General features: G+C 36.0%; 24 protein-coding genes and 1 pseudogene. 20 read left to right on the top strand and 5 right to left on the bottom strand.

Annotated elements, in window-relative coordinates; genetic code table 11:
* Positions 1-18 precede the first annotated feature (18 nt).
* The 5 genes from IGJ55_RS14575 (at position 19) to IGJ55_RS14555 (ending at position 4,119) form a co-directional block, all read left to right on the top strand.
* Positions 19-1,332, top strand: coding sequence for an NCS2 family permease (locus IGJ55_RS14575; RefSeq protein ID WP_430606713.1), 1,314 nt, complete (start codon positions 19-21; stop codon positions 1,330-1,332).
* Between the two features lie 145 nt (positions 1,333-1,477).
* Complete coding sequence (locus IGJ55_RS14570) at positions 1,478-1,846, top strand: MarR family transcriptional regulator (protein WP_207120935.1); 369 nt, start codon at positions 1,478-1,480, stop codon at positions 1,844-1,846.
* 85 nt (positions 1,847-1,931) lie between these two features.
* Positions 1,932-3,035, top strand: a complete 1,104-nt coding sequence (locus tag IGJ55_RS14565) for an NADH-dependent flavin oxidoreductase (protein ID WP_430606712.1) — start codon at positions 1,932-1,934, stop codon at positions 3,033-3,035.
* 178 nt (positions 3,036-3,213) lie between these two features.
* Positions 3,214-3,489: a hypothetical protein gene (locus tag IGJ55_RS14560; protein WP_069641493.1), complete on the top strand. Its 276-nt coding sequence runs from the start codon at positions 3,214-3,216 to the stop codon at positions 3,487-3,489.
* Between the two features lie 171 nt (positions 3,490-3,660).
* Positions 3,661-4,119, top strand: coding sequence for a GNAT family N-acetyltransferase (locus IGJ55_RS14555; RefSeq protein ID WP_430606711.1), 459 nt, complete (start codon positions 3,661-3,663; stop codon positions 4,117-4,119).
* 121 nt (positions 4,120-4,240) lie between these two features.
* Here IGJ55_RS14555 and IGJ55_RS14550 read toward each other — a convergent pair whose 3' ends face one another.
* Both IGJ55_RS14550 and IGJ55_RS14545 read right to left on the bottom strand, forming a co-directional pair.
* Positions 4,241-5,305 (bottom strand): YdcF family protein, encoded by a 1,065-nt coding sequence (locus IGJ55_RS14550; RefSeq protein WP_430606710.1) that lies wholly within the window; start codon positions 5,303-5,305, stop codon positions 4,241-4,243.
* Positions 5,306-5,672: 367 nt separating this feature from the next.
* The gene (locus IGJ55_RS14545; RefSeq protein WP_430606709.1) at positions 5,673-6,098 is read right to left on the bottom strand and encodes a lipoprotein BA_5634 family protein; all 426 of its coding nucleotides are present in this window, start codon (positions 6,096-6,098) and stop codon (positions 5,673-5,675) included.
* Positions 6,099-6,309: 211 nt separating this feature from the next.
* Here IGJ55_RS14545 and IGJ55_RS14540 point away from each other — a divergent pair, with 211 nt between their 5' ends.
* On the top strand, positions 6,310-7,506 hold the full coding sequence (locus IGJ55_RS14540; RefSeq protein ID WP_069641497.1) for an AbrB/MazE/SpoVT family DNA-binding domain-containing protein: 1,197 nt from the start codon (positions 6,310-6,312) through the stop codon (positions 7,504-7,506).
* Between the two features lie 84 nt (positions 7,507-7,590).
* On the opposite strand, the gene IGJ55_RS14535 is transcribed toward IGJ55_RS14540, so the two are convergent.
* Positions 7,591-8,448, bottom strand: coding sequence for a sce7725 family protein (locus IGJ55_RS14535; RefSeq protein WP_069641498.1), 858 nt, complete (start codon positions 8,446-8,448; stop codon positions 7,591-7,593).
* Entirely contained in the window at positions 8,448-9,119 is a 672-nt protein-coding gene (locus tag IGJ55_RS14530) for a hypothetical protein (RefSeq protein ID WP_207120932.1), read from the bottom strand. The genes IGJ55_RS14535 and IGJ55_RS14530 overlap by 1 nt, the downstream gene beginning before the upstream one ends.
* 382 nt (positions 9,120-9,501) lie before the next feature.
* Here IGJ55_RS14530 and IGJ55_RS14525 point away from each other — a divergent pair, with 382 nt between their 5' ends.
* The 13 genes and pseudogenes from IGJ55_RS14525 to IGJ55_RS14465 all read left to right on the top strand — a co-directional run bounded on the left by IGJ55_RS14525 (position 9,502) and on the right by IGJ55_RS14465 (position 23,961).
* Positions 9,502-13,938, top strand: coding sequence for a bacterial Ig-like domain-containing protein (locus IGJ55_RS14525; RefSeq protein ID WP_430606708.1), 4,437 nt, complete (start codon positions 9,502-9,504; stop codon positions 13,936-13,938).
* Between the two features lie 104 nt (positions 13,939-14,042).
* Positions 14,043-14,645, top strand: coding sequence for a bacterial Ig-like domain-containing protein (locus tag IGJ55_RS14520; protein WP_429948602.1), 603 nt, complete (start codon positions 14,043-14,045; stop codon positions 14,643-14,645).
* Complete coding sequence (locus tag IGJ55_RS14515) at positions 14,646-16,073, top strand: helix-turn-helix domain-containing protein (protein WP_069641502.1); 1,428 nt, start codon at positions 14,646-14,648, stop codon at positions 16,071-16,073.
* A gap of 560 nt (positions 16,074-16,633) precedes the next feature.
* Positions 16,634-16,957 (top strand): nitrous oxide-stimulated promoter family protein, encoded by a 324-nt coding sequence (locus tag IGJ55_RS14510; RefSeq protein ID WP_207120928.1) that lies wholly within the window; start codon positions 16,634-16,636, stop codon positions 16,955-16,957.
* Positions 16,954-17,106, top strand: a pseudogene (locus IGJ55_RS14505) (DUF454 family protein); the annotation flags it as partial. The gene IGJ55_RS14510 and the pseudogene IGJ55_RS14505, both read left to right, overlap by 4 nt.
* 466 nt (positions 17,107-17,572) lie before the next feature.
* Positions 17,573-19,114, top strand: coding sequence for an ABC-F family ATP-binding cassette domain-containing protein (locus IGJ55_RS14500; protein WP_430606707.1), 1,542 nt, complete (start codon positions 17,573-17,575; stop codon positions 19,112-19,114).
* An 11-nt stretch (positions 19,115-19,125) separates the two neighbouring features.
* Positions 19,126-19,506 carry an NAD-binding protein gene (locus IGJ55_RS14495; protein WP_069641505.1) on the top strand — a complete coding sequence of 127 codons (381 nt, stop codon included), beginning with the start codon at positions 19,126-19,128 and terminating at the stop codon, positions 19,504-19,506.
* Between the two features lie 58 nt (positions 19,507-19,564).
* Positions 19,565-20,422 carry a GNAT family N-acetyltransferase gene (locus tag IGJ55_RS14490; RefSeq protein WP_430606706.1) on the top strand — a complete coding sequence of 286 codons (858 nt, stop codon included), beginning with the start codon at positions 19,565-19,567 and terminating at the stop codon, positions 20,420-20,422.
* A gap of 187 nt (positions 20,423-20,609) precedes the next feature.
* Complete coding sequence (locus IGJ55_RS14485) at positions 20,610-21,425, top strand: helix-turn-helix domain-containing protein (protein ID WP_430606705.1); 816 nt, start codon at positions 20,610-20,612, stop codon at positions 21,423-21,425.
* A gap of 200 nt (positions 21,426-21,625) precedes the next feature.
* Positions 21,626-21,943, top strand: coding sequence for a PadR family transcriptional regulator (locus IGJ55_RS14480; protein ID WP_069641507.1), 318 nt, complete (start codon positions 21,626-21,628; stop codon positions 21,941-21,943).
* Positions 21,936-22,523 (top strand): DUF1700 domain-containing protein, encoded by a 588-nt coding sequence (locus IGJ55_RS14475; protein WP_069641508.1) that lies wholly within the window; start codon positions 21,936-21,938, stop codon positions 22,521-22,523. The genes IGJ55_RS14480 and IGJ55_RS14475 overlap by 8 nt, the downstream gene beginning before the upstream one ends.
* Before the next feature lie 11 nt (positions 22,524-22,534).
* Positions 22,535-22,672, top strand: coding sequence for a hypothetical protein (locus IGJ55_RS14470; RefSeq protein WP_430606704.1), 138 nt, complete (start codon positions 22,535-22,537; stop codon positions 22,670-22,672).
* A gap of 194 nt (positions 22,673-22,866) precedes the next feature.
* Positions 22,867-23,961, top strand: a complete 1,095-nt coding sequence (locus IGJ55_RS14465; RefSeq protein ID WP_429948611.1) for an acyltransferase family protein — start codon at positions 22,867-22,869, stop codon at positions 23,959-23,961.
* A gap of 129 nt (positions 23,962-24,090) precedes the next feature.
* Here the strand turns inward: IGJ55_RS14465 and fabI are convergent, their stop codons facing one another.
* Positions 24,091-24,843: an enoyl-ACP reductase FabI gene (gene fabI, locus IGJ55_RS14460; protein WP_069641510.1), complete on the bottom strand. Its 753-nt coding sequence runs from the start codon at positions 24,841-24,843 to the stop codon at positions 24,091-24,093.
* Between the two features lie 304 nt (positions 24,844-25,147).
* Here fabI and fabF point away from each other — a divergent pair, with 304 nt between their 5' ends.
* On the top strand, positions 25,148-26,386 hold the full coding sequence (gene fabF, locus IGJ55_RS14455) for a beta-ketoacyl-ACP synthase II (protein WP_069641511.1): 1,239 nt from the start codon (positions 25,148-25,150) through the stop codon (positions 26,384-26,386).
* The last annotated feature ends 1 nt before the right edge of the window (position 26,387 follow it).

Raw genomic sequence — 26,387 nt, 5'->3', positions numbered from 1 at the left:
TTTTTAGGAGGATATCAAGTGAAAGAAAAAATTATTTCCTATTTTGAGATCGACAAATTAAACACGACGGTCAAGCGAGAATTTTTAGCTGGATTTACGACATTTATTTCGATGGCGTATATTTTATTTGTTAACCCGACTGTGCTAGGCGCTTCCGGCATGGATGAAGGTGCTGTTTTTACTGCGACTGCATTAGCCAGTGCATTAGGCTGTATCTTGATGGGGATTTTTGCTAAATACCCGATCGCAACGGCACCAGCACTTGGAATCAATGCTTTTTTTGCTTATTCCGTTTGTGTAGGAATGGGCATTCCTTGGGAAACAGCGTTAGCAGGTGTTTTCGTCGCGTCTTTAATTTTTATTTTGATCACAATTTTTAAGTTACGTGAATTGATTATTGATGCGATACCAGCAGATTTAAAATTTGCTATCTCTGGTGGGATTGGTCTATTTATCGCATTTCTTGGTCTAAGTGAAGGCGGGATCATTGTTTCTAATGAATCAACATTGGTTGCCTTAGGCCCCTTGAATGTTGGAACGACTTGGCTGACTATTTTTGGTCTAATAATCACAGCAATCATGATGGTCCGTCGTGTTCCGGGTGGTATTTTTATTGGGATGACTGCAACGACTATTTTGGGATTAGTAACTGGTTTAATTGAAACGCCAGCTAAAATCGTTTCAGCTGCTCCTAGTCTTAAACCGACTTTTTTAGTTGCATTAAAACATGTTGGAGATATAAATTCTCTACAGTTATGGGTCGTTGTGTTGACGTTTTTATTAGTGACTTTCTTTGATACGGCTGGAACACTAGTTGGTTTAGCGAATCAAGCAGGCTTTATGAAAGACAACAAAATGCCTCGTGTTGGAAAAGCATTAGCGGCTGACTCTACAGCGATGTTAGCAGGTTCTCTTTTAGGAACTTCTCCTGTGGGCGCGTATGTAGAATCATCTGCTGGTATTGCGGTTGGGGGACGTTCTGGATTGACAGCTGTGACAACTGGTTTATTCTTCATCGTGGGCTTGTTTTTCTCTCCGTTACTTTCAGTTGTCACATCACAAGTAACAGCACCAGCGCTAATCGTTGTGGGTGTGTTGATGGCGCAATCGCTTAGTCAAATCAAATGGAAAGAAATGGAAATTGCCATCCCTTCTTTCTTGATTTTGTTAGGCATGCCATTAACGTACAGTATCTCTGATGGGATTGCACTTGGCTTTATCTTTTATCCAATCACAATGATCGCTGCAAAACGTGGCAAAGAAGTATCACCGATCATGTATGCATTATTCTTTGTTTTCGTAGGATTTATGTGGATTTTAAACGCGAATTAAGTGTTGAATAATAGTTAATCAAAAGTCATGGGACCACAAGTCCATGGCTTTTATGTTACGAGTAAAATTTTAAAATTTTGACTTTTCCACCAAAAACAAGCAAACTATAACTAGTTTAAGAGATTAGATTGTGAGGGATGAGTAAATGAAAACACCTCTTATATCACAATGGCTGGACTACGTAAAAAGGCAGTCTATTGTTGAAAAAAAATTAGAAGAAATGTTAAAGAAAAAGAATCAACTGACTACAAGTGAATATTATGCCTTATACCAACTGAAACAAAATGGCTGTCATATGCGGCTGAATGATTTAGGCAGCTATTTGTGTTTAAGTCAAAGCGCCTTGTCTCGTTTGGTTAAGAGATTAGAAGATAGAACACCTTCTGTAATTGAAAGAAGAGATTGTTCAGATGATAAACGTGGAGTATACGTTGAGTTGACGAATGAAGGAGCACAATTATTGGCATCGGTCGAGCAGGAAGTAGAGACTATTTTAAAAGAGTACTTTATTTAAAAGACTAATGAATTGCTTTTTAGTCTTTTATTGAGTATTATCTAAATAGATGCATGCGCATGCATGTTCGGATAGGAGGAATTAGATGAATAATTTAGATTCAGGTTTAACATTTAAAAGAGGGTTACACTTAAAGAATAGACTTGTCGTTGCACCTATGACTACAAAAATGTCTTTTTTTGACGGTGTTGTAACCAATGATGAAGTAGATTATTATGCTTTGCGGACTGGTGAAGTGGGGGCATTTATCACAGCAGCGGCGAATGTCCATGAAGGAGGCAAAGGTTGGGACGGCGAATTGGGTGTCTATGATGATCGTTTTATCCCAGGTCTTGCTAAATTAGCTGCGGCTATTAAAAAGAACAATACAAAAGCGATTCTACAGATCTTTCACGGTGGTCGTATGACAGATTCTAAAGTCTTGCATGGTGCTCAACCTGTTGCGCCAAGTGCTATTGCAGCACAACGTCCAGATGCGCAAACACCAAGAGAATTAACTGAGGCAGAGATTTTTGAGATTTTAGAAAGCTTCAAGTTAGCGACTGAACGAGCCATCAAAGCAGGTTTTGATGGTGTAGAGATTCATGGGGCCAATACGTATTTGATCCAACAATTCTTCTCTCCCCATTCGAATCGACGTACGGATGTTTGGGGCGGAACGTTAGAAAAACGATTTAAATTTATTAATGATTTGGTTGAGGGTGTCACAGACGTTGTCGATCAATCTGATGTCACAGACTTTATTGTGGGTTATCGTTTTTCACCAGAAGAATATGAAACCCCGGGGATTCGCTTGAGTGACACATTATTTTTAGTTGATCAATTGTCTAATAAGTCATTGGATTACTTGCATTTATCTAGTAGTAATTATAGAAATCATTCAGTTAGTGACGAGTTTAAAGAAAAACCAATTATCGAGTATATCAAAGAGACGATCAATGATCGTCTACCTCTGATCGGTGTGGGAGATATTAGAACAGGGGCTGATGTAAAAGAAGTCTTAGTGAATGCTGACTTAGCTGCAGTTGGACGAGCAATTTTGATTGATCCTCATTGGGTACAAAAAGTGTTAGATGGACAGGAACAGTTGATCAGAACCGAACTTTCTCACTATGATCGAGATGAGTTGCGAATCAGTAATGGGGTTTGGGGATTTTTAGAAGGAATGATGCCTGAACGGCTTAAATAAAGGAGACTAAATAGGAAACTGAAAGGCTAGCGCTGTTGCTGCGTTCTCTAGTCTTTCAGCTTTTTATTTTAAGTGAGAAAATCAAAAATAAGTTGTTTATTCTCTAAAATTTTAGTACAATTCATGTATGAAGAAAAATATTTTTCAAGGCTGAAAAAAAATAAGGAGGTAGTGCGTAATGAATAAAAAATATCTAAATTATGTAGGCGAAATTATTACAGATGTAGAATACCATGGATTAGGAGAACCAGAGGGATTTTTGGAAGTTCATATGGAAGTTGAATTACCTTTTCGTTTGTATTGTAGAATGGGGAAACAAGATTGGGAAGAAGTTGGAGAGCCCGAACGATTAACATTGATCGATCAATTAAAAGATAAGAAATCACGATATTCTAAAAGTGATTATCAATTTTATACGTTGGATTTTTATTTAGCTAGCTTAGGCGGTTTATGATTTCAAAGAAATGTAAGCGTTTAATTTTTTATCTGGTTTTGATCCGAAAAATGAGTAAAGAAAACGAAAGCCACTTCTTAAATGAAAAATGGCTTTCGTTTTCTTTACTTTAAATCATAAGTATAGGTACAATGGAGTCAGCACAAAATAATCATAAAGTAGAGGGATCAAATGACGATCAAAATAGAGAAAGTAGCAACGACACATCCAGATTTGCTTGAGCTCATAGCGGAGTTGAATGATTTTTTCAATGAAGAATGGAGTACAGAGATTGCTAAAGGGTATCAAAATCATCATAACCTCAATGAAATGGCGTGTGCAGTTGTAGCGTATGAGGATCAAGTTGCGATCGGGTGTGGCTGTTGGAAACGTTTAGATGGACAAATACCAGAAATAAAACGGATGTATGTCAAACCAACAAGTCGTGGCAATGGAGCAGCAGGAAAAATTATGCAAGCGTTAGAACGTGATATGTTAGAAAAAGGCTATCAACAAGCTGTGTTAGAAACGGGTAAGGAAATGGTAGGTGCTATTGGCTTCTATGAAAGCCAAGGCTATCAGATCATCCCAAATTATGGCGAGTTTATTGGAGATGAATTGTGTATTTGTATGAAAAAAGAGAGTCTGTGACATAACTCTACGAGTTATCTCTCAGACTCAAGGAATTCGTATAAACGGTGGGAGCAGAAGCAATTCCTTCTTATTTCTCCCGATTAAACACTCCTGTCTCAACCTCTTTTTATGAAGAGGATTAATTTATAAGATACAGGAGCTGTTCATAGTTTTGGGATTGTATAGGTAATAGACTCCAAATCACAAATAATAAACAGAATAAGATCATGGATGAGGTAAACCATTTATATTGGGTGAGTAAGGCAATATATTCGCGAATGAGTGCAGTCGGAAGAAAATATAAAGCAGTTGGGGCACCGATTCCTTCTGCCTTTAAATGAGCTTTTCTTGCGTATAAAGCCCCTCTCAGCACATGATAATTATTTGTTGAGAATAAAATGGTAGGTTCATAGTCTGTATTTTTCCAGTCTTCAAAAATAATTTTTTTAGAAAAGGTCATATTTTTAAGGGTGGTTGTTGATCGATCTTCTACTAAAATTTGATTATTTGGGATTTGCTGCGATAGTAAGTATTTTTTCATAGCAAAAGCCTCTGATACAGGTTCGTCTACACCTTGTCCACCACTAACAACAATTTTTGCATGTGGGTTTTTATAGTAATATTCGATTGCTTTATCTAATCTACTCTTAAGCAATGGAGGAACTTCCTCACTCCTGATACCAGAACCTAAAGTAATGATATAATCAACCTTTTTTTTGATAGGAATCATTTGGTACATCCAGGAATAAAATAAATAGCAAGTAAAGAGAAAAGAAAAAAGTAAATCACTTAATAGCGCAAAAATCAAAATTGAAAACAACCACACAGGAATTTTACTAGCTCCTACAGACAATAAATAGAAAAAAGCAGGCACAGCAATAAGTAGATTGATTCCTACTAATGCGGAAAGCTTTGCGGTAACGCTACGACCTTCTTTGGTTTGCATCGTATGTGTATTAATAACAAAAAAGACGCAAACACCCAAAAATAGCAATGGAAATAAGGCATAAACAATAACGATGACTAACGTGGAACTGTTGGAAGAAATTTCCCCTAGCTTTAACAAACCGAGTAATAATAAAGTTAATGTAAGGAACAAACCACCAAAAGCAAAAATCATCCCACCAACAAAGCTGCGCCGTTCTTTTAGTAAAATAAGTATACCAATAATAATGAAAATAATGGGGACAAAGACCAATTGCATTATATCAAACTCTCCTTCTCCAAATAAATAGGATGAGGTTGAGACAGAAGTGTTTAACGCCGAGAAATAAGAAGGAGTTGCTTCTGCTCATACCGTTTATTCGGATTCCCTTAGGCTTAGATGTAACTCTATGAGTTACATCTAAGCCTCATCTTTTATAAAATTTTTTGTAAGAGTAGGAGTTGATAGTAAATGATTATGCCCTACTCTCATTATATAGTTGCTTTATTTCCAACTTATTATAATTGATTAAGGCCTTTGATGCATCTGTTTTGACTTTTAAGATCCCTAAAGAAATAGGTGAAGCAGTAAATTCATTGTATTGATGGTCTGGAAGGATAAATACACTTTTGACGTAAGCGGTAGTCTAGCCTAGAGTTGCATGCTCATAAACCTTAGAAGAAAATGTTTTATCAGCCTCATCGTTTATCAAAGGTGCTTGATCTTTTGAAAATAGCGTAGCTTCGTTTTCTGAAATCTGTTTGATTGCGTCAAATTTATAATTATCTTTTGAACCACTCACTTTTTGGAAGCCATTAAAAGGCAATACTTTTTGTGCATCAGTAGCTTTTAAAACAAGAGTTTTTGATTGTTCAACCCATTTCCCATTAAGGACGATTGATTTCTCGATATCCTTTTTTTGTGTGCTGAGCGCATCTGTTATTTTTTTTTCGTCTTTGTCCAAAACAATTATTCCGTATACTGGCTTATGTCGAACATTATTATAGACAAAGAGTGCTCCTACAGATAGTACAATTAAACTTAAAATAGAAATTAAAATCTTTTTTAACATGAAAAATCTCCTTTTATCATTATTTAATGCTAGTATATAAAAAAAAGGAATGACAGAAAATCGATTAATGCATTCAAAAACGAACAATAATGAAAGACGATAGAAAGATTTAGGCAAGAAGAGACTAAAAATTATATTTAGAACTTGCATTTAAACTAAAGCTATCTATACTATTTATGAGATGTTTACGTTTAATTTAGGAGGAATAGGCATGGAAGAAAAAAATTTCAGTATAACATTGCCGAAAAAAATAGTAGAAGAATTTGATTTAGAGGATGAAACTGAAGTTACTTTAAGCATCAAAGACCAAAAAATAGTGATCGAACCAAAAAAGAAAGCAGCTGGGAATCAGACACTTTCTTTAAGATGGTTTTTGATTCCGACTACCATTATTAGCCTACTGTTTTTAGGATACTTATTTTATACTGGTAAAAATCAAATTGCTTTGGTAGGAGCCTATTCGATTGCCAATTTTGTGCTTTCTTTTGGTGTCTTAAGTGGCGTCTTTAGTTTTTTGCTCTTTTTTATCAAAGGGAAACGCAATCAAGTCACAACGAAATCAAAAGATATTTATTGGCGCAACTTTCCGACAATCTTATTGTCATTTATTATTATCTTAGTTTTTTCATTACTTGTTTTTTTTAAAGTGATTGGTTTAGTCTTTATTGGTGCAACGTTTGATCGCTATACGGCGACCTTGTTATTTTTTGTATTTGTGGCGCTAGTCAATTATTTTATGATTTATTCAGCATTATCGATCACACCAGCGAAACTAACGAATTTGTTAATTTTTGTCATTATTGGCGGTGTCTTACTTGCTATGATCACCAATAAAGATTACCAGTGGTGGCAATTTAACTTTAGTTTTTTAGGAACGATCGAGGCAAAAAGTAGTTGGCAGTTCAATGTCACCCTAATGTTTTCTTCTTTATTGATGGTAGCGTTGATCGATGGCTTATTTGTCGAGTTACAAAAAGCAATTCCGCATAGTCGCCGTTTGACTATTTTGCGTATTCTTTTAACGTTAACTGCATTAGATCTTGGTGCTGTAGGACTATTCCCTTATACCGAAACAGGCCCTTTCCAAGGTGTTCATAATCAAGTTGCGGGTTATTTAGTTTATTTGATCGTGATTTTGATTGTGGGAATCAAGTGGTTATTACCCAATGTTACAAAAGAATTTTTGTCGATTTCTTATATGATCGCAGCGACATTAGTGACCGTTGTCGTATTATTCCAATGGACAAGCTATCTTTCATTGACAGCATTTGAATTACTGTCCTTTATGCTGGCGTTCAGTTGGATCGTCCTCTTACTTCAAAACCTCCAGAAAATGACGCAAAATATCAATAATACGTTTCAAGTCAAGGTTGAACTTGATGCTGAAAAACAAATGACAGATGATTAAGTCTATCTTCTGAGAAAAATAAACGAAAAAAGGTCAGAATGAAGCCGCTTGGTTTCGCTCTGATCTTTTTTGTACAAACAATACCTATTGATCCAAATAACGAGACATCAGTTCCATATGGTGCATAACAGCGGCTTTTCTCATAACGCCTATTCCAGGGAATTTATCTTTAGAAACAGCATGAAGGAGTAATTCGAGCCCTAACGTTAGATTTTCGCCGCATAATTTACTTGTCCACGGTTGTACTTCATTCATCACTTCTATAAATTTATCTTTTTGAGTGGGTGCTTCTTCACTTGAAAGGAAATGATGGATGCGCAAATGCTCATTTTCAAAATAAACAAGATGCAAGCTCAATCGTTTTGAAGGATAGCTACGTTCATAATAAATACGACTATCAATAGAGAAATCACTGAATCCAACAAAGCCGCTCTTGTGAAAAGTCAAGTGGGTGTCTGAGAAGAATTCATCAGGACATTCTTGATAAAAGTTGGCTTTTGGCAATCTAGTGAAAGGATCTTGGGAAATGATTTTTTCACCTTTGACCTTTTGCAACAAACGGAATTCTTTAGAGAGTAGGACCTTTGTTTGATTCGCTTGCCAATCACTTTGTAAAGCAGGGGTTGCGTTGTTGATCACAAATAATTGTGGTTCTTGATTCAGTGTTTCAATCGGTTGCTCTACGATCATGGCTTTGTCTAATGATAAGGCATCTAGATAAAGGATGCCTTCTTTTGTCAGAAAATCACCCGCTTGAGGATTTTGAATGAGGTAAAAAGCCTGATGTTCCCTTTGAGCTAATGTGATAAATTTTTTCAAGGCCGTAGAATTTTTAACCGGTTCAATGATCGGCAAAACATGAGTGGATAGTCTATGTGCTTCAATTAATGCTGTCAAAGCAAGCAAATCAAACTGCTTGCCCCGAAAATAGGGATAATACATTAGCTTTCCTCCAAAAGACGCTGTTCCAATGCAAAATAAGCCTCACGCGTTGCGTCCAATTCACTTTTTAAAGCTTCGACTGCTTGGTCACAAATTTCTTCGACAAAGCGATCATAAAAGTTTACCCCACCGCCAAATAAATCATAATCTGGTTGTCTTTTCTTTAATTCTTTATAAAGCTGGTCGGTTGAAAAGACGCGTAAGCCACGTGCTGTTTGTTTCGCTTTACCGACTTCGCGTGCCTGAGCTGAGATCAAACGAAAAAGCAATTCTTGCTCGTTGACCAAAAGGTCTTGCTTTTGAGGTTTCTTATTTATTGTAAAATAGCCAGGCAGCATTTGATCTTCTGTAGAAAGATATTGGTGGTAAACCATAACGCCAATATGACTTGGGATTTCTTCTCTAATTTTTTCAAAGAGTGCTTCAGGTAACACAAAGTAATTATAATGACCAATAAACGAAAGTTTTGCTTTTGAGCGGAAATCGGCTTTACTGACTTTTAATTCGTAACAGCGCCACTCAAATTGCTTCTCGGCGTTCAGACGGCAACTCAACGTATCTACAATACCTTGTTCATCAGGCATAGTCACTTCTTCTACTACCACATCTCCATTTTCTCGACAGTAATAATAAAGGACCTCTTCCATTTGGATCGTTAATGACGTTTTCATATCTAGCTCCTTTTTGCTTTTATTCTACTATAAAACGTATGTTCGTAAAAATAAAGTGTTTTTTGACGTTATCATAAAATTAGTTCAATACTTTTTGGATGAGGAATAATCATTAATAAATTGAGTTATTTCCATAAAAAAAATATATCTATTTGGTGGTTTTAAAAGAATTCTTTTATAAATTATTCGATTTTAATAAGATTTATTATCGTGCTTTTTACAGAAATAAGTACACATATATTGATGAAATAGCTTCTATATAGTAAATATAACAATAGGTATGTTTTTATTTTTTATTAAACTATAAAAAAATAATCATAATAAAGTTTGAAAAAGTATATGATATAATTATATAAAATTATTAAAATTAAGGAGTATGTTCATGAAAAAAAGAAAATTACATATATTGATGCTTGCAGTCTTACTCACTCAGAGTTTTGGTTCAACTGTAAGTGCTTTTGCGACGACTAACAACATAGATGGGAATGAACAGTCGGCTGATACATCAACAGCGCTAGGGTCAGAAACTAATTTATCTAGTGAAGAGGTAGAATTATCAACTGAGAATCAGCAGGCACAATCGAGTGAAATGACTAGAGAAGCAACTGATGATGTTTCAACTAAAACAACCGAACAGTCAACCACTGCAAGTCCAACTCTTCCAGAGCTGAAAAAAGTCCAACCAAACGCACTGATTGAAGATGAGCTTCTAACAAAGATGACGCTTATGAGTATGGATGGTACTGAATATAGTCAGATTGATGTAAATCGAGTCTTGAATACAACACCGGTAACAGCAAAGCTAAATTTTGTGATCGAAGACAAAGATTATGCGCCAGGTTCAACCTACACAATAAGCTTGCCTGATCATTTAGGGTACTCAGATGTCAGTGGTGAGGTAGCCAATGTTGGGGCAAGCTGGTCAGTTGATGCAACGAGTAAAACATTGACGATCACTTTTAATCAGCGTATTACTGAAACAGAGTTCAACCTAGAGTTGAAAAGCTATGTATTCACAGATGCACAACCACTAGTAACAATCAACACGCCAGGGCAAACAGCAAACAAATATCACTTTGATTTATATGAAGAGGTTGCCCCTATCAAGTATGAAGAAACGACCAATACTTATGGTCTCAAAGGTACTATCTATTATAATTTGGATAGAGCATTGTCAGGTAGTCAGACAGTAGAGTTAGTGCTATTAGATGCGCCAGAAGCAAAATTTTATACTACATCCAATGAACAGATTGGTGTCTTTTCGTATGATGTAGATATCAATGGAAACGTGATCCAAGCTTCAAAACAACCATTAGAAAAGGACAAAGAGTACACTATTAGTGAAGACACTACCTATCGAGCAGCAATCACAATCACAAATATGGACAAACAAAAGGCGTATGCTTTAGCGGTTGATCGAACATTAGGCTTGGAGAGTGTTTCAAATTATTCCTATAGCTTTTACAATCAATACCCTACGACAAAATTAGGGTCAGTCAGTTTAAATAGAACAACCGCACCATATGGTGGTCTTGAATTTACAGCAAAAACAAGTAAAGACCAAAAATCTTTAAAAGAAGCAAGTTTAGGCTGGTTTCAAAGTGCCAATTTCCAAGAAAAAGGAAATTATTATGTCAATGTTTACAATATCCCTACACTAACTAAATCAGGACAGAAAATAGTTTTAGAAAATAAAAATGGTCAAGCAATTTCTGATTATAAAATTTCAGCCACAGATGTGGAATACAGGTCGGTTCCACTTACTGATTTTTTTGATGTGCGTAAAGAAAATAATAAACTAATTTTAACAGCAACCAAAGATAGCGTGTTAAGAATCAATGTAGACAAACTGCTCATCCCATTTGATCAAAAAGATATTGATATAACTGTGAGTACACCTGTTGTCAGTGGCGGTAAAGAGATGATGCTCGTATCTGATCAATACCTTCAGCCAATTTCGATCATTAATCCCAATAACGTAGAAACCGCATGGGGCAATTATGATCGGAACGGTGCCTATTTTGGTGACACAACAATCGCGATAGAAGGGAGTACTGAAAATCCAGTAAAGAATGCAACAATCAAAATCGAGCATCCAAATTACTTGCAATTGAGAGCGCCTAAAGGAGAATATGATTATTACAAGTTAGCTAAAGATTACACTATAACAGCAGTCGAAGGCGGTTCGCTGATAAAATTTACAACCCCGGTCGTTCATTCGTTTAATTTAGATCTAGGTTTCAATTATGTGCCGGATAGCTTAGAAAAAAGTAAAAGTATTCCAATAGACACACTGCCTGTTACATTAAGTGCTGATGACTATGAGACGGTTGACACAACCGTTAGAACTGGACGCAAAATGTATTCAGAACGCACACTACAAGCTAGCAAAAATCAATTTTTAGTAAATGCTCGAAATGATTCGTTTGATGACTTGAATATAACAACTAAAATACCTGCGGGGATTGACGTAGTTTTTGATATTTATGATGTGTCAAATGACCAAGTAGATTCGATTTACCCCCAATATTGGGATCGAGGTCAATATTTTGATAAACCACTAGCCCCAACCAGTGCAGCTTATCCAAAAATTACATTCGATGAAGCTACCAACAGTTATCAATTTGATTTCGGTAAAACAAACAAACGGTACATTATTGAATATAAATATGCTAATGGTTGGATCGACACTAAAACGATCAATGTCACTGGAAGTGCTGCTGAACCATTATATGGCGATCAGCTAATGTCAGCGTCAGTATCAGTAAATAATGAAGGCGCAGAGATCTTATCTGCCAATCAAACAAGTCATGAGTCATTAAAAAATGTAACTACAAATGAAGTGAAGACAAAGAATATCAATAGCGGAACAAGAAAGGTCAAAAATCCGACCTTTGAGATTAAGACACAAGGAACAACCAATGCTGGTATTGATTTAAATTCGATTACGATAGAAAATGTTCCAAAAGACGCATACACTGTTAAACAAACTACAACGGGTGCTCAAATCATTTTCGAGGACTATACATTAACCGAAAATATCACAATCACCTATAATACAGTGTCCAAAAATGCTGGACAGATTTTTACAGAAACTATCATTAGTGCGGATAATTTAGATCAAATGACAGAAACTCGTCGAACGGTCAACACAACACCTCTTGTGTTGCGATTCTCTGATGGCGATGCAGAAGGAGTCGTTTATTTGGCTCAAGCGCAATTTCACACGTATAATGAAAAAGATCAAACCATCAATGTTCCAAATGTCTCATTTGAACTAGTCGATATTGTGACAAATAATCGAACGGAGTTTACGACCGATCAAGACGGGAAATATAACGTCGATGCAATCATGTCAGGAGAATATACCTTAAGAGTGACCGATATTCCATCAGAGTATACGATTGCTGAGGACTATATCAACGGCAAAACAATCAAATTGAAGAAAGAGTCGAATTTAATCGAAATTCCGCTCAAAGAAAAAGTAAATCAAACGAGTATCACCGCAAAAGATTCAACGATTTATGTCGGAACCAACTGGCAACCAGAAGACAACTTCACAGGTGCAACGGATAAAGATGGAAACCCAGTGATGTTTGATCAAATTACGGTAAGTGGAACGGTAGATACCACAAAAGTCGGTGATTATGAGATCACGTATCAGAATCAAGGAAAAGAAGCAAAAGCAACAGTTTCAGTCGTTGCCAATCAGGAGACCTTAGTCGTCAAAGATTCAACGATCTATGTGGGGGATTCATGGCAAGCGGTCGATAATTTTGTGTCAGCGACAGATGAAGATGGGAAAATCAGCTCGTTTGAAAACGTAACAGTTTCGGGAACAGTAGATACCACGAAAGTTGGAGCGTATAATGTAACCTATCACTTCGGTGGCCAAACTGAAGTGGCTAAAGTGACTGTTTTAGCAGATCAAACAACAATCAGCGGCAAAGACTCAACGATTTCTGTAGGGACTAATTGGCAACCAGTCGATAATTTTGTTAAAGCAACAGACAAAAAAGGCAACCCTGTTGCCTTTGACCAAGTTACGGTAACAGGAACTGTTGATACCAGTAAAGTTGGTGATTATGACGTCACTTACGAAAATCAAGGGCAAAAAGCTCAGGTAACAGTTCATGTTGTTGCTACACAAGCAACGCTGGCTGTTAGAGATTCTAGTATCTATGTGGGAGATACGTGGGAAGCGGTCGATAATTTTGTCTCAGCGACAGATAAAACAGGCAAAACTATTCCAATTCAAGATCTCAATGTAACAGGAACGGTAGATACCACAAAAACTGGCGTCTATGAAGTTGTTTATGGTACAGAAGCCTTAACACAAACAGCTAAGATCACGGTAAAAGCGGATCAATCAACATTAGTTGTAAAAGATTCCACCATTTACGTAGGAGATGATTGGAAGAGTGCTGACAACTTTGTATCCGCAACGGATCGTGACGGTAAGGCGATTGCATTTGAAGAAGTAGAAGTGACAGGAAACGTTAAAACCAAAGAAAAAGGGGAGCAACAAGTATCTTACGCTGTCCAAACAGCTCAAAAATCTGAACCAAGTAAAGCGAAACAAGCAGCAAAGGCTGACAAAAAACTTGCAGCTACTGCAACAATCACAGTCCTTGAAAAGAATGCACCTAAACAAAATACAACAAACAAGGATCAAACCCATAGTGCTAAACCAGACAAACAAGGAAATTACCCAAAAACAGGTGAAAAAAGTAACTATTCTATCCGTTTGCTTGGATTGTTAGCCATTGCGGTCACCATTGTTAGTGTGATCCGACTAAGAAAACGAAGAACAGATTAGCTGATCGATAAGGAGGATTGAGGCTGGGTCAAAAGTAGAGAGTAAATTACTTTTGGCTTAGGCCTCTATTCAATTCTATCAGCACTTAGGAGGCATCAAAATAAATGACGAACAAACCTTTGATAGTAGGAACAGCATTACTGTTTTCATCGGCACTTCTTCTTCATTTCGACCCAGTTTATGGAGAAGAAATAACAACTCCTGGAAAATACAAAATGACCTATGAAGTAGATGGAAAAGTCGAAACTGCTACGATTGAAGTCAAAGAAAACCAGACAGAGCTGCTATTAAAAGACAGTATCATCAGGCAAAATGCAAAATGGTCACCAGTAGATAATATTGTTTCATTGAAAGATAAGGATGGCGGACCATTAGCATTGAAAGACGTAACAATCAAAAATAATGTGAATACTCAAGAACCTGGGGTTTATTTTGTCAAGTTTTCATATGAAAACTATGTTTCTACCGCTAAAGTATCAGTCAATCAGTTTACTAGTTCTGATCATAAAAACAGCGTAATGAATCGTTATTCCCCAAATGACGCTCAAACAAGAATCATGTTAAATGATGAATTGCTAAATGATGGAGCGAAACAAATACAAAACATAAATACTTCCGGAGGAGGGACTCAGCTGGGTTCTACAAGTTTTGGAAATATGTTGGGTTTCCTGTCAGGAACACTACTGTATGGAACAAGGAGAGTATAAATGGATTTCTTGTTATTAGATGAACGAGCAAATTTGAAACTGTCAATCATCCGAAAATTGGAGCAGCAATTTTCGTTTTCGGAACGCAAAGATGTTTTATGTGAAGAATTGAATATCTCTCAGTACCTTTTAGAGCATAGCATTCTGGAAATAAATGAAGATTTGAAAAGATTTGAATTGATTGAGCGTATCGAATTGATTGAGCAAAGTAATGAAATCGTTCTTTTCCAAGACGCTCAAGTTTCATCAAGTGTCGTTGAGGAAAAATATTTAAAGTTCTCTCTAGAATTTACATTATTGCGAACGATATTTTTCAATCAATTTACTTCAATCAAAAAATACGGAGAAAAACAGGGGATGAGCCGGACCGTTGTATACAAAATTATTGATAGGATCCGTAAAGAGTTAGCACAGTATGATATAAAATTGTCGAAAAAATGTCAATTAGTGGGAAATGAGATGAAGATTCGTCAATATTTTAATATGCTCTTATATCGAATTTATAAAGATTCAGATGAATTATACAACCAATCAGATATCTTATCAGTTAATGAATTACTAGCGACTATTAAACCTTATTGTGAAGAAATAAACACGTTTTATCTCTTCAAACATTATTTATTTGTTTTTTTAGAAAGAGTAAGGAGAACCCCAAATTACTTTTTACCAAATGATTTTCAGACAGCTGATTTTGCCAAAGAAAACGGCATATATCAAGCAATTGCTCAATGGAGTAATCAAACATTGAATGGAACGAATCGTGAAATAGAAGCTGAAGTAAAAGGGATTCTTAGCCAGTTGTCAGTGTATCGAATTGAATTTTGTAACCTTGAAAATAAGGGAGTTCAAACCTATCAAATGCAGTTAAAGCAGAAATTTCTTAGGTACCCACAGCTAAAACTAGCAGGAGCTGAATTTTGTAACGATGTGAACTGGGTGATTTATCAGCATCTTTTTATTTCACCGTTGATAGATATCACGTTACGAGTGATGGATTTAGAATTTTTCCATGAGCGCTATCCAATCATATTTGACATTTGCCATACATTTATTTGTCAATTGAAAGAGGAAGAATTTAGATATAGTAAAAAATCGCTTTTTCTTAATTTACTACTCGTTCTTTCTCAACAATATGATAAAGAAAGCGAGACAAATACAATTAATATTCATGTAAGTTTCACACAAGGAGAAAAATATAATCAATTCATCCAAGCTCAAATTCAAATTTTTGATTCTTTTAGCATAAATTTCCAGCCGGTTGTACGCCCAGATACGGATCTAATTATCTCAGACTATCATCTCAAAACAACTTTTTCAGCGCGAACACTGATCTGGCTGGCTCCTCCTAGAGCAAGTGATTGGCGTAATTTTGGCAATGAAATCGTACAAGTCAATAGGAATTTACAATTGAATAAAAAACGAATATAGCATGACTAATTAAGTGAGCGAGAAAAAATTTATCGTATTTTTTCTCGCTCACTTTGTCTATATAAATAGGGATTTAGAAAATGATTCGATCCACGATTTCAGATATAATCGTTGTTACCAAAGCGTATAAATTACCATGGGTTTTGAATTTTTTAGTTGTTTTTTCTTGGTTCATTGTATGCCTCCTTTAGTTATACCTTAATAATAGAATAATCTGGAAAAAAGGAACATCGATAAAGTGTGTTTTTCAATGACATTTTTGAAATATAAAAAACTTGAATAAGTTGGATGGAAGCGAGTAGTTCAAATACGTAATAAAGGAAATAAAAATGCTGCTGATAATCATTCTCAATTGGATTTCCATGTGCTATACTGAACAAGATGACACTAATTATATTATCAAAATGAGCAAGATGCTCTTGAGACATACCAAGAAATACTGCGAAGATCTTTGGAGGAAAATAATATCTAAACGAGGCAAAAAAACGCACAACTGTCTTTTTTATTTTTCTATGCGTTTGATCAAGCCTGCTTCACTTTTAAAATAGGAGGGGAATTAATTGAGGCAAAAAAATTCTGGGCCTATTATTCTGGAGGAAATTCGTTTAATGGAAGTCATGATCAAAGTTTACTATCATCAGCAAGATGATCCGTTGATACCAGAAGATAGAATGTTGACCTATGCAAGAACACGATTGGAGTTTTGTCAGTTTGGGGAACAAAAAACGACTTGTCAAAAATGTCCAGTTCATTGTTATCAACCTAAATATCGAGAACAAATGAAAAAAATTATGCGTTATTCAGGACCACGAATGTTGTTTAAACATCCAATCTTAACGTTTAAACATGCCTATCGAGGATTGACAAGGAGTGTGAAAGAATGAAAAAACAGTTATTTATTTTATTAGGATCATTGATGTTTGGATTGGGAACATTGGGAATCTTTCTACCGTTTTTACCGACGGCTGTTTTTTATTTATTGACTGGATTTTTCTGGATAAGAAGTTCGGATAAGTTATATCAAAAATATGTTGGTTGTTAGGCAAAACAGTGAACACAACGACGTTACTTGTTGGCGTAACCGTGATTCCTATTGTTTTTGCTGCATTTGGAATTGCTTAATAGAGTATAGTTTGACCTAATGAAGCTTTAGTAGAGACAAGATCAGTTCAATTGAATTTGACTATTTTTTTTCAAAATGGTAGAGTAACACCTGAGGAAGGTGTTTCAAATGTACGTATTATATATTTCAACTCTTAGCTCCCTACAACTTATTTTTGATGAAGTGTTGTATGGAGCTTAATCGAAAAGCTATTGAGCTTTTCATATTCATCAGTAAATTTAGTCTATTAAGAAAATAGCATCTTTTTGCTATGTTTTTAGTCTGCTCATTTACTGAAGAATATATAGATTAAAAGGCCCTAGACATTTTGTCTATGGGTCTTTTTTGTATGTTCTTTAGTAAAAATCAGTGAAAGTACATGAAAGAGGAAAATAAAATGGAATTATTACAAGTTAAAGGTTTAACCTATGCAGTACCAGATAAACAGCTTTACGAAGACAGTTCATTCACGCTTCGCAGTAACGAGCATATGGGGATCGTTGGTAAAAACGGCGCAGGAAAAAGTACATTGCTGAAGATGCTTTTAGGAACTGTATTACCCGATGATGGTGTGATTATTTGGAACCCAACAGCTACATTAGGGTATTTAGACCAATATGTAGACATGGATCAATCACAAACAATCAACGAGTTTTTAACATCCGCTTATCAAGAATTATTTGATACAGAAAAAGAAATGCTCAAGCTTTATGAGAGGTATGGTGAAACTGGCGATGACCAGCTTTTAAGTAGAGCAGCAACGTATCAAGAGCAATTAGAAATCAAAGGCTTTTATCAAGTCGAAAATGATATCAGTAAAGCCATCACAGGGCTGGGGATCAGTGATGCTGAGCAAACGCTAGAGACCTTAAATCGGGGAGATCAGATCAAGGTTATTTTAGCTAAACTTTTATTAGAAAAACCCTCTGTTTTGATATTAGATGAACCGACGAACTATTTAGATCAAGAACACATCGAATGGTTGACCGATTATCTGAATGCGTTTGAAAATGCGTTTATCATCGTTTCCCATGATACTGAATTTTTAAGTAATATTGCCACCTGCATCTGTGACATCGATTTTGGCACGATCAAAAAATATCATAGTAACCATACTGAGTTTTTAAAACAAAAAGCTCATTTAGCGGAAGCCTATCAGAGTCAATTTGAGGCGCAACAGCGAAAAATCAAAGAAACCGAAGCTTTTATTCAAAAAAATATTGCCGGCATCAAAACGAAAATGGCTCAAGGACGCAGAAAGCACTTAGAAAAGATGGATCGACTGAAAGAGCCTGAAAAGAAAGTCAAATCGAATTTTTCATTTAAGCTAATGTCACAAAGCTCACCCAATGTGTTGACGATAGAGGAACTGACGGTGGGCTATAAAGAACGATTACTTACAGTGCGTGATTTTCAATTGAAAAAAGGAGAAAAAATCGTGATTACTGGTGCCGATGGCTTAGGGAAATCGACGCTAGTGAAAACACTGCTTTCGATGGTACCAGCTATTTCTGGGAAAAGTCAGTTTTCTCCTCAAGTTGCTGTTGGTTATCATTCACAAGAAATCGAGTGGGAAAATACAGAGTGGACGCCAATCGAAGCTTTAGCAAATATATATACAAGACTGACCTATGAAGATGTTCGCCGCGAATTAGCAAAATGTGGATTAAAGCGAGAAATTGCTTCAAAAAATCTTTATATGCTAAGTGGTGGGGAACAATCAAAGGTCAAGTTGTGTGATTTAACAATGCAGCCAAGTAATTTATTGATCTTGGATGAGCCGACCAATCATTTAGATGTAGATTCAAGAAAAGCTCTTCAAGATGCCCTAAAAGCGTTTAGAGGCAGTGTCTTATTGATTTCAAATGATGAACAGTTTTATACAAGTATCGCAGATCATGTTTACACAATTGCAGATAAACAGATGATGAAAGAGTGAGGTAAATCCCGATGACTTTTTCAATCTATCAAGAATGTGATTTTTACCAACTTTCATCAGTAGCGCAAACACGTCAAGCAGAGTCAGAGTATCCATTAGCTGAGCGAATCTTGATCATCGGCAGTGGGGTTTTAGAATGTACACTCGCAATTGATTTAGCACGAGAAGGCAAGGAAGTCACAATTTTAGAATATTCAGATGAAATCCTTAAAGATTGTTTCGCTACATCGAAAAGAACGGAGCTTATGCGCCAATTAGAAAAATTAGTAGTTATGATTTTTTTAGAAAACGCCTGTATTAAAGTTGAAAATAATCTGGTTTGTCTGTGGAATGAAGAAGGATTCGAAAGTTTTTTAACGATTGATCAGCTTATTGTTCGCAAAAAACTATGAATATTCTTAAATTCGTTTATAGTTAGATAAACAGAGGAATGATCAAAGGAGAATGAATATGTTTATAACGATAGACGAAGCAGATTTTCAGCAAGTGGTAGAAACATGGAATCAAGGATTTAGTGACTATCTTGTACCGGTCCATGTGGATAAAGAAGCATTAGAACAAAGAATCCAGTCATTAAAATTATCAAAACAGCTTTCGGCGGTCTTTTCCATTGATGGTGAATATGCTGGAATCATTCTTTTGGGCATACAAACATTTCAACAAATCAAAGTGATGTGGGTTGGGGGAATGGCAGTCGTTCCAAAATATCGCAGAAATAAAGTTGCGTCTCAATTGATTGATTATGCAGAACACTTAGCTAAAGAAAATGCTTGTGATCGTTTGATGCTTGAAGTGATCGCCACAAATGAACGGGCAAAAAAACTATACGAGTCAAAAGGATTTCAGGTTGTAAACGAGTTAGCAGTCGGCTCGCTTAACTTACCTGCTATAAGTAAGGAGAAAAAAACGATTACTTTTAAATCAGTAACACCAAATGAATTATCATTGACTGAACATCCATGGACCCCTTGGCAGAATCGTTTTATTTTTTCAGATAAAAATTACAATATTTACCAAGATGGGATAAGGCTTGGCTCCATTAGTTTTAATGTTACAGAAGATGGCTCCAGCAATATATTAATTCTTACGCAATTCTATTTACTAGAACGAATAGATTGTTCAGTGGTCACAGCAATTTTATTTCGCTTAAAAGAACAAGAACAAGCTACAATGGTTAAATTGACTAATTTCGATCAGGCTTTACCTGAATATCAAGAGTTAGAAAAAATCGGGATCACACTCCAGCTTACACAGTTTCAGATGACTAAAGAGATAAATAATGGAGTCGCAAATAGCTATTGTGACTAATAAACGATCTCTGTGACCTTCGCTAAATTTGACGTGGGTTACAGAGATCTTTTTTTAGAAAATGAGTATCAAACCGCGAATAAATCGCAAAGCAACGCACCGTTGCACTATCTAATATTGTATAATAAAGCAACGCAACGTATTGATGCACTAAAAACAATAGACGTTCAGATTGGAGTGGCTTATAGTGACTGTAGAAATTGGTACACAAATAAAAAAATTCCGTCAAGAACAACAAGTCTCACAACAGGAATTAGCAGACCACTTGAACATTTCACGTCAAACGATTTCAAAATGGGAGCTAGGAAAAAGTCTGCCAGATTTGGAAAATGTTATACGGCTCGCTGAATATTTCAATATCAGCGTAGATGTTTTGTTGGGGCGAAAAAAACCTGGCTTTTTTCGGAGCTTGTTTGACGGTACAGAAAGAAGGCAAAATCATATGGACCAACACAAGGATGAAAACAACAAGGCAGCATTTTACAGCGCCTATGCTACAGACATCAAACCATTATTTTTAGAAAAACAACGTGTGAATACATTTATAAGAATTGAAGAAGCAATTTTTCCGCAAGCAACATTTTCAAAAATGATGGGGTATGCGAATTGTTTGTGCAGCTTTAGTGCAGATCAAGTGCGGATTGATCAAATCGGTAAATTTAAAGTGGCGATAAATATTCCTGTAGAACAACGAATAGCACAATTTTCATTATCCGATATTATAGAAATAAAGCTTCAATTTGGTAAATATTTTCGGAATGTCGGCGGTAATTTTGTAACCTTGATCGATATTGTAACTAAAGATCAAACGTATTATTTTTGGGTGGAATCGTTGAAAATTGCCTATGTAATTTGGCATCATGAGGCTTTTTCAGTGTTAAATATCCAAATAGATCAGGCGTTTCAAAAATTGTTAGAGCGAACAAGTGAAGAGGAAGTAGTGATGGCAATTCGTGAAAAGGCTGAAGACATTTCCTTATTTAATGCCAATAAATCATTCTAAGCTGTAAAAGAAAAAGGAAGTTGGGAATCAAACTAACTTTCTTTTTTGTTATCTAATAGTCGAAATTCATATGTAAATAAAGATACGTTATCTCCTTGTAGACTTAATCTACAATTCGGATTAAAGATTATTATAAGCTAAAATACTCCTTGACGCATTATACTATGTAATGTATAGTAATATGTGTCAGGAGGTATAATATGGATTCGCAATTAAAAAAAGGATTATTAGAATATTGTATTTTAGCTGTTTTAAAGAAATCTGATTCCTATGGGTATCAAATAATCAAAGATTTATCCAGTGTGATAACAATTTCCGAATCAACATTATATCCGATCTTAAAACGCTTGGAGACAAAAGAAGAGCTAGAAACTTATTCATTGGAACATAATAGTCGATTAAGAAAATATTACAGAATAACAGATACAGGTAGGGAAAAAATAAAGTCCTTTATTCAAGAATGGGATGAAGTAATGAAGGTGTATCATTTTATTGAAATGGGGGAGCAAAATGACTAAACAAGAATTTTTATATCAATTAAATGAAGGTTTAATTCGCTTAAATGAAAGTGAAAAGGAGCAATTCATCCACTATTATGATGAGTTGATCGAAGATTATGTAGAAGATGGCGCTAGTGAAGAGGAAGCGGTAAAAAAATTAGGGAAACCAGCCCAGGTAGCAAGTAAAATTCTAGAAGAGGCATTTGAAGAAGGGAATATCCAACCTAAAAAATCAATCAATCCGCTACTCGTTGTGCTATTGATTCTGGGTTTTCCATTGTGGGGAAGTCTATTACTAGCCCTAATTCTTCTCATTTTAGCTGGGTATATTGTTATTTGGTGTTTACCTTTTTCAACAGGTATTTTTGCAGTAACTGGATTAGCAGCTTCCCTATTCAGTGTATTGTTTAGCTTTTTTACATTACAAGATGGTATTAGTATTGCTGTTACACAGCTAGGTGTGGGGATCTTTGTGCTAGGTCTATCGATACTTAGCGGTTTGTTGACCATCAGTATGAGCCGTTACTTCATTAAAACGTCAAACTATTTTTCGAGCAAAATCATTCGCTTAATCCGCGTTAAGGAGTTGTTATTATGATGGGGAAAAAAATGTTTTTTAAAATAGGTGTTGGCTTGACAGTTATTGGATTAGTCATTACTTTGATAGGTTTCTCAATGACCGGATGGCAGCTTGATAAATATCAAGAAGCACCGCGTTCATGGTATCGAACCGTTTATTTTAATTAAACTAGCTAGAAACATTTGACAGGAAACAATTCTGACAATGTTTCTATTTTTATAAGGAAAAGAAGAATACGATCAAGTGATTAGCTGATATTTATGAAATGATGGGACAAAAATCAGCCTTAATACCGATAAAATTTAAAATAAGCTTTGTTATAATTTAAATTAAGAGAAACAATCCAGTAGTATTTATTGGTATGGAGGTGGAAAATATCAACAAAAAGATGAAAGAACAGCGAAGTCATACAAACGGTATCGATTTGGTCAAATATGTCGCTGCGATTTTAGTTATTTGCTTTCATTGTGAAAAAGTGTTTCAAGATCCGGCGGTCAATCATTTATTTAAAAATGTCTTGTGTCGGTTTGCGGTCCCTTATTTTTTGATTTCTACTAGTTATTTTGTGAGACGAGGACAAAATCAATCAGCAGATTACATACAGCAATATGTCAAGTCATTGACGAAATCTTATTTGTTTTGGAGTTTGATTTATTTACCAATTGGGTTCCAGTGGATTCAGGAAAACTATTCTCTTAGTCCTGTGCTGTATCCAGTAGCTTTCGTTGCGGGTTTGGTTTATACCGGAACGTATTATCACCTTTGGTACATTCCGGCAGCAATTTTTGGGATCATTTGTGTTCAATGGTTGTTAAAAAAATCGGGCTATGTAGTTTTGTTTAGTTTGGCCTTATTGATGTATGGCTTTGGAACAATAGAAACGTACTATGCTTATATTGGCAATGAAGAGTTGAAAGCTTTTTTTGATCAGTACCTGAATCTATTTATCACAACGCGTAATGGCTTGTTTTTTGCATTGATCTTTGTGGCGATTGGGTTCTTTTTATGGGATCATCAAGAAAAAATCGCCAACTACCAAAAGTATTTTGGGTTGTCAGTATTAGCTACAGGAGTATTGTTAGTTGTTGAAGGAATGGTTGTTTATTCGAATATCGGCATTGATAAGAATTTTATGTGGATGCTGATTCCGTTTACAAGTAGTCTGTTTTGTTGGAGTTTGTTTGTGAAAGTAGAAGAGAACATCGATATCAGACGCTTAAGAGAGTTAGGTAAATATTATTTTTTCATCCATCCTTTATGTATTTTATGGACAGCGAATTTAGTCAATAGCTATGATTTTTTTGCAAATACTTGGTTGCAGCTGATAGTCACATTGGTTGCTACCCATCTGTTAAGCTCGCTGACAATCACTATGACCCAACAGTTGCCATGCTATTATTTTGATTTACAACTAATGTTGAAAATCAATCGCACGTATATACAAAAACTAATTTAAAAACAAGTAAGCCGTTAAAAGAAGGTGAGTATGGGACATAACTCTACGAGATATCCCATACTCAAAGAACCCGAGTAAACGCTGGAGCAAAAGCCACTCCGTTTTATTTATTAGGGTCGCGTCCTTTTTTTAAGTAAGGTGAACACCTTTATCTACATAAATAATGTCCCCGACGATCCCAGCCGCTAGCTCACTAACTAAGAAGGCACACGTATTCCCGACTTCTTCGATCGTAACGCCTGCTTTATCTGGCGTACGACCTTCTGAAATTTTGATCAATTGATCGTAATCTTTCACCCCAGTTACTGCAAGGGTTTTGATTGCGCCAGCTGAAATGCCATTCACACGGATTTTATCTGCTGCAAATTCATAAGCTAAGTATTTTACGGCTGTCTCTAAAGAAGCTTTAGCGATTCCCATCATGTTATAGTTAGGGATAGCTCTTTCAGAACCTAAATAAGTCATTGTAACGATACCAGAACCAGGATTTAGCATTGGTTTCGCATGATGTGCAACAGCTAAAAGTGAGTAGCTGCTGATATCTTGAGCTAACAAGAAACCAGAACGGCTGATATCACTAACATTGCCATCTAATTCTTCTTTGTTAGCAAAAGCAATAGCATGAACTAGCCCATCGATTTTGTCAAATTTTTCTTGAATCGTTTGGAAAGCCTGGGCAATCGACTCGTCAGAGGCAACATCACATTCAACAAGTAAATCTGTTGGTTCAGCTAATTTTAACAATTGTTTTTTCATGCGTTCGTTTTGGTATGTGTAAATAATATCAGCACCTTGCTCTTTTAATGCTTTAGCACAGCCCCAAGCGATACTTCTTTTGTTTGCTACGCCCATTACGACGACTTTTTTATTTTTTAGAAACATATGATTTTTTCCCCTTTTAAAAGTATTTTTAGTGTGTGAAAAAGGTCTCACATCTTAACAAAATCTAATGATTTGATTTTATTTAAGTTGACGGATAAAATTGCAACTGGTATTATCTGTGTTGAGAATGATAAAAAAATTCTCTAACAAATAAGCAACACCAATACAGACATTTTATCGGATGTCTGAATTATTAACTAAAATACTTTGAAAGTCAAACTATTTTACTTAAATTTAAACAAAAATGTGTTGTTTATGCTAGTTTTTTTTAATTTGATAGTCAAAAGAATGGCGGAGGTGCACGATGAAACGAGTTGTAATAACAGGAATGGGAGCAGTGACTCCTTTAGGCAATACGGTAAAAGAGTATTGGCAAAATCTAGTCAACGGAAAATTAGGAATCGCTAAAATCACGAAATTTGATTCTGAAGATACAGGTGTAGCACTTGCAGGTGAAGTGAAAGATTTTGATCCGAGTGAGGTTCTTGAACGTAAAGAACAAAAGCGAATGGATTTATTTTCACAATATGGTTTAGTTGCAGCGATGGAAGCTTGGAATATGAGTGGTCTAACGAAGGAAACGATTGATCCAAAACGTTTTGGTGTGATTGTAGGCAGCGGTATCGGTGGCATGACAACATTACAAGATCAAGTCAGAGTTATGGATAAAAAAGGCGCAAAACGCGTAACACCGTTCTTTGTACCAATGGTGATTGCCAATATGGCTTCAGGAAATATCTCGATTAAATTAGGCGCAAAAGGACCTTCTCAAACAATCGTGACAGCTTGTGCTTCTGCAACGAATGCAATTGGTGAAGCATTCCGCACGATCAAATATGGTTTAGCAGATATGATGATCACAGGTGGAACAGAAGCGACGGTCTGTGAAATCGGGATTGCCGGTTTTGCTGCTCTAAGCGCATTGAATACAACAGAAGATCCAACGAGAGCATCGATCCCATTTGATAAAGAAAGACATGGTTTTGTGATGGGTGAAGGTGCGGGCATGCTAATGCTAGAAGAATTAGAACACGCTCAAAAACGAGGTGCGACGATTTTAGGTGAAATCGTAGGATATGGCAGCAATTGTGATGCTAGTCATATGACGGCACCGTTGAAAGACGGTAGTGGTGCAGCAGATGCCATTGAATTAGCTTTAGCAGAAGCGGCAATTGACGCCTCAGCAGTCGGGTATGTCAATGCACACGGGACGTCAACACCAGCGAACGATGCAGCCGAAACAGCAGCCTTGAAACGAGTATTTGGCGAACGTGCCTATAATATACCCATTTCAAGCACGAAAAGTATGACAGGTCATCTTTTAGGCGCTGCTGGAGGAATTGAAGCAATTGCTTGTGTGAAAACATTACAAGAAGGACTAGCACATCCTACAGTCGGCTATGAAGTAGCAGATCCAGAATGTGATTTGGATTATATAACAGATGGCTCACGCTCTGTCCAAGCACAATATGCGATCAGCAATTCATTTGGCTTTGGCGGACATAACGGTGTTATTTGTATGAAGAAATGGGAGGAAAACTAAC

It is taken from the genome of Enterococcus sp. AZ170 (assembly GCF_050545135.1).
In the GTDB taxonomy this organism is placed as follows: Bacteria; Bacillota; Bacilli; order Lactobacillales; family Enterococcaceae; genus Enterococcus_L; species Enterococcus_L ureilyticus.
Note: the sequence above shows the minus strand (reverse complement) of the source record. Positions and strands in the feature narration are given on the sequence as shown.

Excerpts from the sequence above, each read along its gene's own strand:
- IGJ55_RS14570 (WP_207120935.1), top strand. The coding sequence starts at position 1,478 with ATGAAAACACCTCTTATATCACAATGGCTGGACTACGTAAAAAGGCAG.
- IGJ55_RS14565 (WP_430606712.1), top strand. The coding sequence starts at position 1,932 with ATGAATAATTTAGATTCAGGTTTAACATTTAAAAGAGGGTTACACTTA.
- IGJ55_RS14560 (WP_069641493.1), top strand. The coding sequence starts at position 3,214 with ATGAATAAAAAATATCTAAATTATGTAGGCGAAATTATTACAGATGTA.
- IGJ55_RS14555 (WP_430606711.1), top strand. The coding sequence starts at position 3,661 with ATGACGATCAAAATAGAGAAAGTAGCAACGACACATCCAGATTTGCTT.
- IGJ55_RS14550 (WP_430606710.1), bottom strand. The coding sequence starts at position 5,305 with ATGCAATTGGTCTTTGTCCCCATTATTTTCATTATTATTGGTATACTT.
- IGJ55_RS14545 (WP_430606709.1), bottom strand. The coding sequence starts at position 6,098 with ATGTTAAAAAAGATTTTAATTTCTATTTTAAGTTTAATTGTACTATCT.
- IGJ55_RS14540 (WP_069641497.1), top strand. The coding sequence starts at position 6,310 with ATGGAAGAAAAAAATTTCAGTATAACATTGCCGAAAAAAATAGTAGAA.
- IGJ55_RS14535 (WP_069641498.1), bottom strand. The coding sequence starts at position 8,448 with ATGTATTATCCCTATTTTCGGGGCAAGCAGTTTGATTTGCTTGCTTTG.
- IGJ55_RS14530 (WP_207120932.1), bottom strand. The coding sequence starts at position 9,119 with ATGAAAACGTCATTAACGATCCAAATGGAAGAGGTCCTTTATTATTAC.
- IGJ55_RS14525 (WP_430606708.1), top strand. The coding sequence starts at position 9,502 with ATGAAAAAAAGAAAATTACATATATTGATGCTTGCAGTCTTACTCACT.
- IGJ55_RS14520 (WP_429948602.1), top strand. The coding sequence starts at position 14,043 with ATGACGAACAAACCTTTGATAGTAGGAACAGCATTACTGTTTTCATCG.
- IGJ55_RS14515 (WP_069641502.1), top strand. The coding sequence starts at position 14,646 with ATGGATTTCTTGTTATTAGATGAACGAGCAAATTTGAAACTGTCAATC.
- IGJ55_RS14500 (WP_430606707.1), top strand. The coding sequence starts at position 17,573 with ATGGAATTATTACAAGTTAAAGGTTTAACCTATGCAGTACCAGATAAA.
- IGJ55_RS14495 (WP_069641505.1), top strand. The coding sequence starts at position 19,126 with ATGACTTTTTCAATCTATCAAGAATGTGATTTTTACCAACTTTCATCA.
- IGJ55_RS14490 (WP_430606706.1), top strand. The coding sequence starts at position 19,565 with ATGTTTATAACGATAGACGAAGCAGATTTTCAGCAAGTGGTAGAAACA.
- IGJ55_RS14480 (WP_069641507.1), top strand. The coding sequence starts at position 21,626 with ATGGATTCGCAATTAAAAAAAGGATTATTAGAATATTGTATTTTAGCT.
- IGJ55_RS14475 (WP_069641508.1), top strand. The coding sequence starts at position 21,936 with ATGACTAAACAAGAATTTTTATATCAATTAAATGAAGGTTTAATTCGC.
- IGJ55_RS14470 (WP_430606704.1), top strand. The coding sequence starts at position 22,535 with ATGTTTTTTAAAATAGGTGTTGGCTTGACAGTTATTGGATTAGTCATT.
- IGJ55_RS14465 (WP_429948611.1), top strand. The coding sequence starts at position 22,867 with ATGGAGGTGGAAAATATCAACAAAAAGATGAAAGAACAGCGAAGTCAT.
- fabI (WP_069641510.1), bottom strand. The coding sequence starts at position 24,843 with ATGTTTCTAAAAAATAAAAAAGTCGTCGTAATGGGCGTAGCAAACAAA.
- fabF (WP_069641511.1), top strand. The coding sequence starts at position 25,148 with ATGAAACGAGTTGTAATAACAGGAATGGGAGCAGTGACTCCTTTAGGC.